General features: G+C 69.9%; 9 protein-coding genes. 6 read left to right on the top strand and 3 right to left on the bottom strand.

The window, feature by feature from the left end; all coding sequences use genetic code 11:
- Window positions 1-13 precede the first annotated feature (13 nt).
- From AB0C25_RS03450 to AB0C25_RS03425, 6 genes are all read left to right on the top strand, one after another.
- Window positions 14-1,309 carry an extracellular solute-binding protein gene (locus tag AB0C25_RS03450; protein WP_357369157.1) on the top strand — a complete coding sequence of 432 codons (1,296 nt, stop codon included), beginning with the start codon at window positions 14-16 and terminating at the stop codon, window positions 1,307-1,309.
- Window positions 1,310-1,361: 52 nt separating this feature from the next.
- Window positions 1,362-2,360, top strand: a complete 999-nt coding sequence (locus AB0C25_RS03445) for a sugar ABC transporter permease (protein ID WP_357369155.1) — start codon at window positions 1,362-1,364, stop codon at window positions 2,358-2,360.
- On the top strand, window positions 2,357-3,193 hold the full coding sequence (locus AB0C25_RS03440; protein WP_357369153.1) for a carbohydrate ABC transporter permease: 837 nt from the start codon (window positions 2,357-2,359) through the stop codon (window positions 3,191-3,193). The genes AB0C25_RS03445 and AB0C25_RS03440 overlap by 4 nt, the downstream gene beginning before the upstream one ends.
- A 52-nt stretch (window positions 3,194-3,245) precedes the next feature.
- Entirely contained in the window at window positions 3,246-4,262 is a 1,017-nt protein-coding gene (locus AB0C25_RS03435; RefSeq protein WP_357369151.1) for a LacI family DNA-binding transcriptional regulator, read from the top strand.
- 117 nt (window positions 4,263-4,379) lie between these two features.
- The gene (locus AB0C25_RS03430) at window positions 4,380-5,501 is read left to right on the top strand and encodes a hypothetical protein (RefSeq protein ID WP_357369149.1); all 1,122 of its coding nucleotides are present in this window, start codon (window positions 4,380-4,382) and stop codon (window positions 5,499-5,501) included.
- A gap of 353 nt (window positions 5,502-5,854) precedes the next feature.
- Window positions 5,855-7,723 (top strand): HEXXH motif domain-containing protein, encoded by a 1,869-nt coding sequence (locus AB0C25_RS03425; protein WP_357369147.1) that lies wholly within the window; start codon window positions 5,855-5,857, stop codon window positions 7,721-7,723.
- A 21-nt stretch (window positions 7,724-7,744) separates the two neighbouring features.
- Here AB0C25_RS03425 and fxsT read toward each other — a convergent pair whose 3' ends face one another.
- The 3 genes from fxsT to AB0C25_RS03410 form a co-directional block, all read right to left on the bottom strand.
- On the bottom strand, window positions 7,745-11,632 hold the full coding sequence (gene fxsT, locus AB0C25_RS03420) for an FxSxx-COOH system tetratricopeptide repeat protein (protein WP_357369145.1): 3,888 nt from the start codon (window positions 11,630-11,632) through the stop codon (window positions 7,745-7,747).
- Between the two features lie 127 nt (window positions 11,633-11,759).
- The gene (locus tag AB0C25_RS03415; RefSeq protein WP_357369143.1) at window positions 11,760-13,247 is read right to left on the bottom strand and encodes a hypothetical protein; all 1,488 of its coding nucleotides are present in this window, start codon (window positions 13,245-13,247) and stop codon (window positions 11,760-11,762) included.
- A 57-nt stretch (window positions 13,248-13,304) separates the two neighbouring features.
- Entirely contained in the window at window positions 13,305-13,742 is a 438-nt protein-coding gene (locus AB0C25_RS03410) for a hypothetical protein (RefSeq protein ID WP_357369141.1), read from the bottom strand.
- Window positions 13,743-13,863 lie beyond the last annotated feature (121 nt).

The following is a 13,863-nucleotide window of genomic DNA, read 5'->3' as shown; positions in this document are numbered from 1 at the left end:
GAAGGGATGGATCATGACTACGCACCTCTCCCGCCGAACGCTGCTCGGCCTCGCCGGTGCCGGCGCCGGCGCCTACCTGCTGAGCGCCTGCAGCGGTGACGACAAGTCCAGCGACCCGAACGCGCCGCAGACCATCAACTGGTGGCACATCCAGAACACCGACCCGTTGCTGCCCGTCTGGGCGGCGATCGCGAACGAGTACAAGACGGCACACACCAACGTGACGTTCGACATCCAGCCCCTGGAGAACGAGGCGTTCAAGGCCAAGCTCACCACCGTCACCCAGGCTGGCGACCCGCCGGACCTCTTCCAGTCCTGGGGCGGCGGCGTGCTCAAGCAGCAGGTCGACGCGGGCCTGGTCAAGGACCTCACCGACGACGTGAAGCCGTGGATCGGCGGGTTGCTTCCCGCCGCCATGGAGCCGTACACGATCGACGGCAAGATCTACGGCGTTCCGTTCGACGTCGGCATGGTCGGATTCTGGTACAACAAGGACCTCTTCACCCGCGCCGGAATCACCGCCGTGCCCACCACCTGGACGGGTGTGCTCGACGCGGTCCGCAAGCTCAAGGCCGCGGGCATCACCCCGATCGCCCTGGCCGGCAAGGACAAGTGGCCGGCCCACTTCTACTGGTCCTACCTCGCGATGCGAATCGGCGGGAAGGACGCGCTGCAGAAGGCCGTCACGGACAAGAACTTCGACAGTCCCGACCTCGTCGCCGCCGGCGACCGGCTCAAGGAGCTCGTCGACCTCCAGCCGTTCCAGAAGGGGTTCCTCGGCGCCTCGTACAGCTCACCCGACGGGCAGGCCGCCACCATGGGCAACGGTGGCGCCGCCATGGAGCTCATGGGGCAGTGGGCGCCGGCGACGCAGTCGACGAGCTCCACCAGCAAGAAGGGCATCGGCGACAAGCTCGGCTTCTTCCCGTTCCCCGCCGTCGACGGCGGAAAGGGCGTCGCCACCGAGGTGTTCGGCGGCGGCAACGGCTTCGCGGTCGGCAAGAACGCGCCCGGGGCCACCGTCGACTTCCTGAAGTTCCTGCTCAGCGCCGACAACCAGCGCACGGCCACGAAGACCGGCGCGGTGCTGCCGACCGTGAAGGAAGCCGCGTCGGCCATCACCGACCCCAACGCCAAGACCGTCGCGGACACTCTGGCCAGCTACACCGGCTTCCAGCTCTACCTCGACCAGGCGTACGCGCCCGCACTCGGTTCGCAGATCAACGACAGCGTGGCCGAACTCATCGCCGGCAACAAGTCGCCCGCGCAGATCGTCAAGGACATCACGCAGGTGGCGAAGACCGTCTGACCGTGCTCTCCCACCCATCCGTAGCCGGCCGCAAAACCCCAGTGGAGTAGGCATGACCACGCCATCGACCGTGTCGGACACCAGGCGCGGCGACACGGCGACGGACCCGCCGGCACCGGGGCCGGGCACCGCGCGTCAGCGCGGCCGCCAGCCCCGGCCGGGCCGCGGCGGCGTCCTCGCCATCTTCCTCACACCAGCCCTGGTGCTGTTCCTGCTGTTGGTCATCGCCCCGATCCTGGTGGCCGGCTACGGCAGCCTCTACAAGTGGAACGGCTTCGGGCTGCCGGAGAACTTCATCGGGCTGGACAACTACACACGCGCCTTCCAGGACCCGACCTTCCGGGGCGACCTGTGGCGCGGGTTCGTGCTGGTGCTGCTGTCGCTGGCCGTCCAACTGCCCGCCGCGCTGGCCCTGGCCATGTTGCTCAACCAGCCCCTGCGGGGCCGCGCCGTCTACCGGCTCGTCTTCTTCGCCCCGTACGTGCTGTCCGAGGTCACCACGGCCGTCCTGTTCACCCTGGTGTTCTCACCCAACCGGGGCCTGGGCGAGGCGCTCTCCGGGTGGCTGAGCGCCGACGCCGGTGCCGTCTTCGCCGACCCGGACACCGTGCTGTTCGCCGTCTTCCTGGTGGTGTCCTGGAAGTACTTCGGCCTCTACATGATGCTGTTCCTGGCGGCGCGACAGGGCATCCCCAAGGAGCTCTCGGAGGCCGCGGTCACCGACGGCGCCACCGCCTGGCAGGCGTTCCGACACGTCACCCTGCCCCTGCTCGGCCCGACGATCCGGATCAGCGTGTTCCTGTCCGTCATCGGCACCATCCAACTGTTCGACATGGTCTGGGTGCTCACCGGTGGTGGCCCGATCCACTCCTCGGAGACCATGGCCGTGACGATGTACGAGTACGGTTTCCGCCGCTTCGAAGTCGGCTACGCCAGCGCGATCAGCATCATCATGTTCCTGCTGAGCCTCGTCTTCGCCCTGTTCTACCAGCGTGTGGTCCTGCGTCGGGACACCGCGGGCGCGATCACCAACCAGGGAGGCCAGCGATGACCGCCAGGATCAGTCGCGCCCAGCGAACCCGCAGCCTCGTGCTGCACCTGATCTGCGTGGCCGTCGGCGCGCTGATCGTCGTACCGGTCTGGTTCGGGGTGCTCGGCGGCTTCAAGGACAACGGTCAGTTGTCCACCAACCCGCTGGGCTGGCCCGACCCCTGGGTGGGGAACTACGTCGACATCCTCGCCAACGGGTTGTTCTGGCGACAGCTCAGCAACAGTGTGCTGATCGCCGTGAGCAGCACCTTCATCGTCGTCGGCGCGGCGGCGATGGCCGCGTTCGTCTTCGCGCGCTACGCGTTCCGGGGCCGTGAGTTCCTGGTGACCCTCTTCGCGATCGGTCTGATGTTCCCGTTCGCGGTGGCCATCCTGCCGCTGTTCATCCTGCTGCGCGGCATGGGCCTGCTGGACAACCCGCTCGGCGTCATCCTTCCCCAGGCCGCCTTCGGGCTGCCGATCACCATCATCATCCTGCGCCAGTTCTTCCGCACCATCCCGGCCGAGGTGGAGGAGGCAGCTGTCCTGGACGGCTGCGGTTCCTTCGGGTTCTTCTGGCGGGTCCTGCTGCCGATGGCCCGCCCCGCCCTGGCCACCGTCTCGGTGCTGGCCATCGTGACCAGCTGGAACAACTTCATGTTGCCGCTCGTCGTCTTCAGCGACCAGAGCTGGTGGACGCTCCCCGTCGGGGTCCAGGCCTTCCAGGGCCAGTACGCCGACGACACCGCACGGGTGCTCGCGTACGTCGTGCTGTCCATGCTGCCGGCCCTGGGCTTCTACGCCGTGGCCGAACGGCAGCTCATCGGGGGCCTCACCGGCAGCGTCAAGGGGTGACACCGCACCACCGCGAGCAGACCTGAGCCTCCCGGCAGACGAAGGAGCGACCGTGGGCGCGGAGAACGGCCGAAACGTCACCATCGCGATGATCGCGCGGTTGGCCGGTGTCTCGGTGCCCACGGTCTCCCGGGTCATCAACGGGCGATCCGATGTCGCCCCGGACACCCGGGAACGTGTCGAGGCGCTGCTCAACCGGCACGGCTACCGCCGCCGGTCGCCGGCCCGGCGCACCGACGCCGCCCTCATCGACCTGGTCTTCAACGACCTGGACAGCCCGTGGGCCGTGGAGATCATTCGTGGGGTGGAGGACGTCGGCCAGAGCAGCGGCGTCGGCACCGTCGTGTCGGCCATCCACTGGCGCATCTCCTCGGCCAAGCAGTGGCTCGACAACATGCGTACGCGCTCCACCGAGGGCATCATCTTCGTGACCTCGATGGTGAACCCACCGTTGCAGGCCGAGCTGCGCCGCCTGCACCTGCCGGTGGTCATCATCGACCCGGCCGGCGTCGACCCGCAGGAGTCGCCCACCATCGGCGCCACCAACTGGGCCGGCAGCCTGAGCGCCAACCAGTACCTGATCAGCCTCGGCCACCGCCGCATCGGCTTCATCGCCGGGCCACCGCACCTGATGTGCAGCCGGGCCCGGATGGACGGCTACCGGGCCGCCCTCGGTGCCGCCGATATCCCCGTCGACGACGCCCTCATCCGCCCCGGCAACTTCTACCACGAGGCCGGATTCAGCGCCGGCAGCCAACTCCTGGCGCTGCCTGACCCGCCCACCGCCATCTTCGCGTCCAGCGACCAGATGGCGCTCGGCGTCTACGAGGCGGTGCGCAAACGCGGGTTGCGGGTGCCCGACGACGTGAGCGTGGTCGGCTTCGACGACCTGCCCGAGGTGCGGTGGTGCTCCCCGCCGCTGACCACGGTGCGCCAACCCCTGGCCGAGATGGGCATGCTGGCCGCACGGACCGTGCTGCGCCTCGCCGCCGGCGAGAAGACCGAGAGCCCTCGGGTCGAGCTGGCCACCGAGCTCATCGTCCGCGACAGCGCCGCACCACCCCGCTGACGTCAGCGCCCGGCCCCACGTCCGTGATCGGGCCTCGCGGACACCGTTGCACCGCGGGGGCATGATTACCGGATGCGTGCTGACTCGCTCCGTCGCAGCCCGGAGACGGGGTGACCAGTGGATCTCGGCCCTGATCCCCGCGACGTCCAGGTGCTCGGTGTCGGCATCGACCGGTACGCGGGTGGGAGCGACTGGAGTCTGGTCGGGCCGGTCGACGACGCCATCCGGTTCGCACGCCGGTTCGTCGACTGCGGGGTGCCGCCGGAGCAGGTGACCCTGCTGTTGGCCCCCGAACCCGATCCGAGCGACGTCCCGCCGGGAGTCGTCGTGCGAGCCGCCGACCGAGCGACCGTACGGGACGTGCTGCTCCGGGAGTTGCCGACCCGCCCCCAGTCCACCCTCTACGTGGTGTGGGGAGGCCACGGCTACGTCGACACCGGCCGGCACCGGCGGCTCTACTACGCCGACGCCACCGCCACCGACGCCGGCTCACTCGACCTGGATTCCATGCTCGCCACGTTCGCCTCAGACCTCGTGCGGTCGTTCGACCGGCAGTTGTGGATCGTCGACGCGTGCCAGTCGCACGACCGCCCGCACGCGCTGCGTACGCCCGGCAACGAGACCTTCCCCGCCGGCGAACCCGCCGCCGGTCGGACACAGGACGTGCTGTTCGCCGCCGGTGTCGGTCAGGCCGCCGCCAACCTGCGGGTACGACGTACCGGGCTGTTCAGTCGGGAGGTGCTGCGGCTGCTGGAATCCGACGACACGGACCTGCTCGGCAACCCGGCTCGGCTGGTGGCCGTACTCCGGGAGCGGTTCGCCGAGCTGCGGGCGACCGGGCTCACCGGGCAGACCCCCACGTACCTCTGGTACCGCAACGCGCTCGGCGACGAGGGCCTCGTGCTCGGTCGACCTCCGGCGGGGCAGCCGGCGCCGCCGACCTCGGCGTCCCCGCCGCCGTCCCTGCTCGGCCCGCTCGTGGACGCCCTGCTGGCGATGCCGGAGTTCCTGCGGCCAAACGACCGGGAGGAGATCCTGTCCCTTCTCCGGGGCCAGGTGTACGGCGCGATCCGACGCAGCAGCGCGGCCCGGGCGGACACCATCAGCATCGTCCGGACCTGTCTGCGGTATCCGGGCGCCCTGGCGGAACTCGTGGAGGCGGTCCGCTTCTTCGCCAGTGACGACGTCGCGATGGCTCAGGTCGAGGAGAGCGCCGCTCGGCTGGCCCCGTACACCTGACCCGAGCCACGGTCCGTCCACCTCGGACCGTGCGTCACCTTAATGCGGGTTGCGGTGGGCGTAGCTCGGTGTGACGCTTTCGTTGCGCTCCAGACATAAGCGATGATGGAGCCATTACGAGCCATCGTCGGAAGGGTTGTCGTACATGGAGGAAGGCCTCACCGGTATCGAGTCGGAATTGCTCGATTTGTCAACGGTGGACATTGCTACTCTACGATCCGTTGACCGCCCCGGCATGACCGCGGCCATCTCGCGGGTGCGAGAGAGAGTTGCCGACTCGGGGGGCAGCATCAGCGGCTACAACGGCTCCTTCCCGAGTCGGATACGGTCTGCCGGGCCGGATTCGGAGGAACATGTCGTCTGATCCCGTGACGTTGGGGCCGACGTACCTCGATCCCGAGCATTTCCAGGCCCTTGCCTCCGGTGCAGGTGACGGACAGACCATCGCGGCGCTCTGGCGGTCCGAGCGGAGCTGGCGGCTGATCGTGCTGCGGGCGCTCCTGGACGGGTGCGCCACGCGGCCCGACGCGGCCGGTCCGCTCGCGCCGGTCGAGGACGCCTGGCAGCTCCTCGCCCAGGCGCACGGTGCTGATCCGGCCGCCACCGAGGACGTCCTCGCCCAACCACAGGTCGGCATCTGGGCCGCCCACACCCTGCGTCGGCTTCACGACGATCCCGATCCCACCGTCCCGTTGTGGCTGGACGTCGGATACCTGCACGCCCTGGCGGCGGCGAGCGCCGTGCGGGCGGGCCTCTCCTTCGACTTCGACATCCCCGCGCGTGACGGCGCGGCCGTGCTCCCCACGGTGGGCGCCGCCTCCATCCCACCGACCGTGCCGGTCGTCCGGGTGCGGGCCCGTGCCGGGCAGGTCGACCTGGTGAGCACCGCCGTGACCGTGCGATGCGGTGCCGCCGACGACCCCAACTGGCACCCACCGATCATCGTCGCGGTCGACTCGGACGGCGTCGAGCTCCGGGTGGAACTGCACGACCGTGACGTGTACCGCGACCTGCGGGGCCCCTCGCCGCCCCAACCGCTGTCGGCGTCCGACCTCGACCGTTGGCGCGCGCTCCTCGCGCGGGCCTGGGAGCTGCTGGTCGGTCAGCAGCGCGGCGGGGCGCAGGCGATCGCCGGGATCCTGCGTAGCGTGGCGCCCCTACCGCCGCGCGCCCGCTTCCGTCAACTGTCCGCATCCGGTGCCGAGGCCTTCGGCGGCGTGCTGCTCTCCGAGCCGGACGACGCGGCACAACTGGCCGTCACCCTGGTGCACGAGTCGCAGCACCACAAGCTCGGTGCGCTGTCCCACCTGCTCACCCTCGTCGAGAGCGGCGGAGACCTCCGCTACTACGCCCCCTGGCGGGACGACCCCAGACCGCTCACCGGCATCCTCCAGGGCGCGTACGCGTTCGTCGGCATCACCCGGTTCTGGCGGACCTACCGACACGACGCACCCCTTCACGAACGGGCCGCCGCGGACTTCGAGTTCGCCCTGTGGCGACGACAGACGCTCGACGTCCTGCGGATGATGGCGGCGTCCGGCCGGTTGACCGGGCACGGCCAGCGGTTCGTCGACACCCTGCACACCGAGCTGAAGGCGTACCAGGAGGACCAGGTCCCCGCCGCCGCGATCGACGCGGCGGGTGCCGTCGCCGTCGATCATCGCGCGATGTGGCGGGGCCACAACATGCGCATCCAACCCGCCGACCGGGACGCGCTGGCGGCAGCCTGGGAGCGCCGTGATCCGACGGCGGGGGTTGGCTTCGGTCGCACGGTGCTGGCGGCGCCACCGGAGGGCCTGCTCGACGCCCGGGCCGTGCTCCGCAGGTACCTGCTTGTCGACCCGGCCGCATTCGGCCGGCTGTGCGCCGCACCGGACGAGGTGGGGGACACGGTCGCCGGCACCACCGAGGCCGATCTCGCCCTGGTGGCCGGTGACCTGCCGCGGGCGCGCGCCGCCTACCTCGACGAACTGCACGAGGACGCCGCCAGCGTGCACGGCTGGGTGGGCCTCGGCCTCACCCACCTCGACCGTCCCGCCGACCCGGTGACGCGAGCACTGCTGGGTTACCCGGAGCTCGTCCTCGCCGTCGTCGACGGGCTGCGCTCGCGCCGCGGCACCACGGTCGGTCCGGACCCGATCGAGCTGGCCACCTGGGTCGGCCGTCTGATCCCCGACCGGGACCTCGCCACGGTCGACCCGGCGGGTTGGCTGGCCGCCTGACCCGCCGGGTGGACCCCGTCGTCACAGAGGCAGCGGGTCGATGTCGCAGTTGGCCCGGACGCCTGCGCCGATCGCGGCGACCGCCGGGTGCTGTGCACCGAGGGTCAGCCGCAGTTGCTCGAGACCCTTGTCGAACATCGTGCTCGCCTCGGCCTCACGACCAAGGTCGCGCAGGTCCATGGCGAGGTTGAGCGCACACACGAGCGTGGTGGGGTGGCTGTTGCCGAACACCTGCCGACACAGCGCGAGCGTTTCCAGGTCCAGAGCGTGGGCTTCGGCGTACTCGCCGAGCTCGTAGTGGTCGCTCGCGAGGTTGACCCGGGCGGCCAGCACCAGCGCGTGCGACTCACCGAGCCGGCTGGTCAGGTGGTGCAGGGCGGTCTGGTTGAGATCCCGGGCCTGGGCGCACTCACCCAGCAGCCGGAGGGTCACCGCCAGGTCCACCTGAGCCCCCGCGGTGTGCGGGTGGCTGTCGCCGTACAGTCGGCGTAGCCCCTCCACCGCGATCTCCGCCGACTCCCGTGCGGCCCGCAGGTCACCGTTCAGTCGCTGGTCGATGGCGAACGTCAGCGTGGCGAGCACCGTGTCCGGATGGTTGTCGCCGTAGCGGGACCGGAAGCGGCCCAACACGTAGCCAGACAGGTCCAGGGCGTCGTTGTGGCGGCCGGCCTTGCGCCGGAACGTCGCCAGCGCACGGCTCCCGCGCAGGATCGACGGGTGATCGTCGTACCTCAGCATTCGTCGGGCCGTCGCCACGACGTTCTCCTGATTGGCGTGCGCCGCCACGTAGTCACCGAGCTCCCGGCGGTCGAGGTTGATGCCGCCGGAGGTGCTGAGAGTGTCCGGGTGGTCGGTGCCGTAGATCTGTACCAGGCGCTGGTAGGTCTGTTCGTCGAGCTGGAGGGCTCGACCGAAGAGGCCGGACAGTCGCATGCTCACCGCGAGGTTGTGCGCGGCGCGCAGCGTGAACGGCTCATCCTCGCCGAAGTTCTGTTTGGCCTGCTCGTAGACCGTGAGCGACAGTTGCAGCGCGCCGCTGAAGTCGCCGGCGACGCGGTGGTCGGCGGCCACGGCGCCGATGGCGTCCAGGGTCTCCTCCCGGTTGTCGCCGATGGTCTGCCGGTACAGCTCCAGCGTCCGGGCGTTCAACGGGGCCGCCGCGGCGTAGTCACCGACGACGAAGTGCATGAAGCCGAGCCAACTCGCCGCTCGGAGGCTGTCCGGGTCGGTGCCGTCCGTGCCGTCGGTCCAGGCCGCCCACGCTCGTTGGGACAGGCCCCGGGCCGCCAGGTGGTCACCCCATCGCCAGAGGTACTTCGCCTCGTTCAACACCATGTCCCGGACGAGCTCGTTCGAGCACCACTCGGCCTGCGAGGCGAGGATGTGCGGATACAGGTCCGCGTACCGCTGCCAGTGGTCACTGTTGTCGGGCTGGTCGGGGTCGTTGCCGGCGAGCAGCAGGTGGGCGCCGTGGCGCATCTCCTCCCGTTCCTCCGGGTCCATCTGGTTGATCAGCACGCGTTGCACGAGACGGTGCATCTGGAACGAGTTCGTCCGGTGGTCGATCCGGGCCAGCGACAGCCGCCCGATCATGCGGATCGCCCGGTTGAGCTGGATCGGGTTGCGAACGAGGGGATCCAGGTCGGGGTGGATGCGCAGCGCACGTGGCTTGGACAGGAGCACCTTGCCGATCGGCTCGGACGCGAAGAACGCGCAGACCTGGAGCAGCCGCAGGGCCGCCGGGTCCCGCTCACGCAGCCAGTTGAGCGACACGTTCCACGCCGCGGCGACGAGGTCGGGGTAATCCTGCTGCGTCGTAGTGTCGTCGTCGAGCACCGGACGACTGGCGTCGAGAAGGTCGAGGTACTCGTCGGTCGGCATTTTCGTCTCAGCGCGCCAGGCCGCCGCCTGCTCGATGGCCAACGGGAGGTCGCGCAGTGCCGTGGCGAGCCGGTCGGCGTCGGTGACGGGCAGGCCCGGGTCTCGACGACGGAGCAGCTCGATGCTCTCCTGGCGGTCGAAGACGTCGACCGGGAGGCTGTTGGCGATCTGCCGCCACGCACCGATGCGAGAGGTGACCACGATGCTGCCCGGGCCGCCCTTCGGGAAGAACCGCTCGACGCTCTCCGGATCCTCGGCGTTGTCGAAGATCAAGAGCCAGTTCGAGTACGGACGACCCACGCGCAACGCCTCCAGCACCGCCGGTACGGCAGTGTTGGCCGTCGCGGGCACCGGCAGGTTCAGGCGCGTCGCCAACTCCACAAGCGCGGACTGGATCTGCGCGGGGCGCTCGGCCGGGATCCACCAGATCAGGTCGAAGTCCTGTTGATGCAGGTAGACGTACTCGATGACGAGCTGCGACTTGCCGACACCGCCGGCGCCGTGCACCGCCTCGGGCAGCACGGCCGTCGTGCCGGCGCGCAGGCGTTGGTGCAGCCGGTCGAGGAGGTCACGTCGACCGGTGAAGTTCGTGTTCCGCAGGGGCAGGTTGCCGACGAGCGCCGACTGCTGACCGTCGAGTCGCTGCGTGGGCGGCAGGTCACGGGACGACGACGGCAGGCTCGGGTCGATGCCCGTCTCGGCGTCCAGGATGGTGTGCGGCGCAGTGCCGATCGAGGCGGCCGAGTCCGGCGATTTCACTCTGTCAGACATTCCGGACTCCATGGTCCTGTGGGCGGTAACGGAAGATGGCTCCAGTACTCGACGTACCTGCCGTGGAATGGGTGAGCCGAGCGCCTGGCCCAGCCGCGCGGCCGCGACGAGGTTCGGCCCGCCCAGTGAGAGGTGAACAGCCAACTCGACCCGCAGATAGGGCTCCGCGGCCGGGGTGACGCGCTCGTACGAGGTGTGGCGCGGATCCTTGATGCGAAGAGTCAGGTTGCGCACCGCCGCGACGTCGTGCGCCAGTTCGTACTCCACGACGTGCTGGACCTCGACGGTGCGGTCGCGGTACCCGAGCGTGAGGAGCCGTTCGCGTACGCCGTGCGCGAACTCGTACCTGATGCGGGTGTCGTTCGCCGGCGCGGCCCGGTGCAGGACGGGTCGGACCAGGTCGCTCGTCAGCACCTCGGTCAGCTGCGCCGGCCCCGACCGCACCACCGTCTTCAACAGGGCGCGGATCACCCGGGCGTTGAGCGGCGCGGCCGCCAGCCGGGTCGCGAGGATGAACGACGCCGGCGACACGGTGGCCCGGAAGCGGGCGACGAGGTCGTGTGCGGTGAGCGCCCGGTGTGCCCGGCGGGGGATCTCGCCATCGGGCGGCAGGAGCAGCGCGGGAAGTCGGACGTCACCGGTGGGCGTTTCGGAGAGCAGTCCGCTCCACCGTCGCAACCAGTCGGCCCCTCGCTCGATGACCGGAACCGCTGTCAGCCGGGCGTCGTCCTGCTCGTCGGTGGGGCGAAGGTCCAGACCGCTCACCCGCCACGACCACCGGTGCGTCGCCGAATCGGAGTCGGCCGGGCTCCAGGCCACCTCGGTCGTCTCCATCCGTCGCTCGCGCCAACGCTGTTGGGGCAACAGGTTGACCACGGCGATCGTCATGCTGGCGGCCCAGGAGACGAGGACGGGTTGGACGAGGCCGCCGCGCCAGGCGTCGGATCCGCCGTGGGTCAGCAGGAGAACGACGCGCTGCCCGGTCGGGTCGACGAGTGCCGAGGGGGCGGCGGGGCCGTGGCCGGCGCTGTCGGTCACCACGAGTGCGCCCTCGTCGACGGCCAGCCGCCGCACCGCGACCGAGCTGAAGCCTGGCTGGGCGCGCAGTTGCGCGACGAAGGCGGAGATCTCGTCGCTCCAGAACTCCATCACCGCGTCGTCGTCGACGACCACGACGACATCCCGGGGGTGGTGCCCCGGATCGAGCCTCGTCCCGTTGGTGGGGCCGCTCGCGACGTCGACGGCTGACGGCATCATTCGGCTCACCACGGCCCGGTCGTCGATGCCGGCGGCGACACCGTACGGTGCGGGTCGTTGGCGCGAGCGCCTGGCCGTTGTGTGCGCCGACTGGCGGCGCTCCCTGTGCTCCGCTGGCCGTTGCCGCTCATGCCAGGACCTTTCGCCTGTCGCCGTCGGCGGAGTCCGCCCCTCCGGGCTGCCGATCCGGATCGTCGAACAACATCACAAAGCCATGCCCGATGTGCTTGTCGAGCCCTTCCGGGTCTTCGCTCCACGCCAACTGTCGCAGGTGCGCGACGCGGTTCGGAAGGGCTGTGACCCCGGTGTCCGACGCCCGACCGTCGACCATCGACGCAACAGTCTGGCATAGATCCTTTTTGGACGGTGGGTCTCGGTGCCACACGATCGCCGGCACACCGGAGCGCAGCCCGACGAGCAACTGCCGCTCGCCGATGCTGTCGGCGGTCGGGGTCTCGCTGAGCACCAGCACGACGACCGCACTCTCGCGTTTGAGGATCGCTTCGAGCTGGACGTCCGCGTGGTGCTGCGCGGCGCAGTGGATCAGCTTGCGCTCGCCGGGGCGGTCGGTGACGAGTCGCCAGCGGCTGCGCCAGAGCCGGTGCCAGTGGCTGGCCCGGTTGCGCTCCAGGCTCCTGATCACCAGGGGATATTCCGTGGTGAGGGGGCTTGGCAGCGCGGACTGCAGCTCCTTGCGCCAGGTGTCGACCGGCTCGTTGATCAGCTGCCAGGGCAGCACGAACTCGATGGTCACCGCGCCGGCCCGCGCCGCCCAACGGCGTTCGGCCTCGTTGATGACCCGGTCGACGGCCGCCTCGAGTTCCTCGTACGCGACGTGCCGATCCTCACCGCGGATCGGCTGCCACTCCGGAGACGCCCACTGGTACCAGTGGGACATGATGTACGTGTCGTCGTCGCCGCCGTACTTCTCGAACTGGATCACCAGGTAGGCGCTGCGGGTGGGTGCCGCTGCGGTCGGCTGAGTGGCGTCGAGCTGATCCGCGACGCCCCAGTCCGTGGCCAGCTGTTTGCACAGCTGGCGCAGCCGGGGCAGCGACGCCGGTGTCACGGCTGGTGCCAGCCGGTCGAGCAGCACGAGCCAGGACGGCACCTCGCCGTGCGCGTTCGCCGACGTGAGGTGGGCGAACAGCTCCCACGCGGTCTCGCACCAGGGTGGGGCGGGGGTCGCGCGGATCTCGGCGACGAACTGTCGAAGGTCAGGGGTCGTGTCGAGCGTGGACAGCTCCCCACGCAACCAGGCGACGTCGTAGTCGGAGAGCAACTCGTACGCCTGCCAGTCGTCGGCCAGGCGCAGCAACGCGACTGTCTGTTTGCCCTCCGGCTCGAACAGCTCGAGGCATTCGGCGAGGCAGCGCAGCCCACCTGCTCGGTCCATGCAGGCCGTCACCAGCGCGATGAGCTGGAGTCGGAGCACACCCACCTCGCGGTAGTCCAGCGCGCCGCCCAGCGCGTGCCGCAACTCCTGCAGCAGCAACTGTCGACTGCTCGGGTCCTGGACGACCGACGACGCTTCCAGCACGGTCGTGATCTGTCCGACGAGTCGGCGGCGTTCCTCCGCTACGGGCGGCGAATGAAGCCGCGGGGCCTCACGCACGAGCCTCGGGTGGTCGCTCGTCGCCGGATCGGCGGCGATTCGGTGCGGCGGGCGTCATCAGTTCGGCTCCGACCCGAACGGGTTGAGCGTCGTCAGTGCCTGCACCACGTCGTCCGCCTCTCCGGTCACCTCGGCGCGCCGACGCTCGGTGCCGTCGTCGAAGATCGCGACCACCCGGAGCTGCTGCCCGCCGCGCCGACGCAACAGCGTCTGCAACGCGTACCAGCCGGCGGACGAGCTGATCCCCACGGCGATCTGGAGCAGGGCGTCGGTCAACACGCCGCGGGACGAGACGAACTCGCACTCCGTGAGCGGGTGCCAGGTGCCTGCGGTCAGCCGTGCGGCGAGTAGTTCCTCGATCAGTTCGGGGACGGAATCGTCGTAGACCGGAACGCCGCCGTCGTCGGCGATAGGCAGGAAGGTCACGTCGGCGTCTGGCCGTGGGCCGGGCTCCCGGTGGCGGTCCGTGGCGACAATCGAGACCTTTGGTGACATGCGCTTTATGGTATTGGTGGTGGCGGCGGCCATGGCGTCGCGGAAGTGTCGCCAACTTGACAATTCGCAATGTGCTCAAACTGAACCCGCAGTTTATGGGGCAGTGCCAGGTGGTGCGCGG

Origin of the sequence: Micromonospora sp. NPDC048839 (genome assembly GCF_040649915.1) — a bacterium.
Taxonomy (GTDB): Bacteria; Actinomycetota; Actinomycetes; order Mycobacteriales; family Micromonosporaceae; genus Micromonospora.
This window is presented reverse-complemented; position numbering and strand designations above follow the sequence as displayed.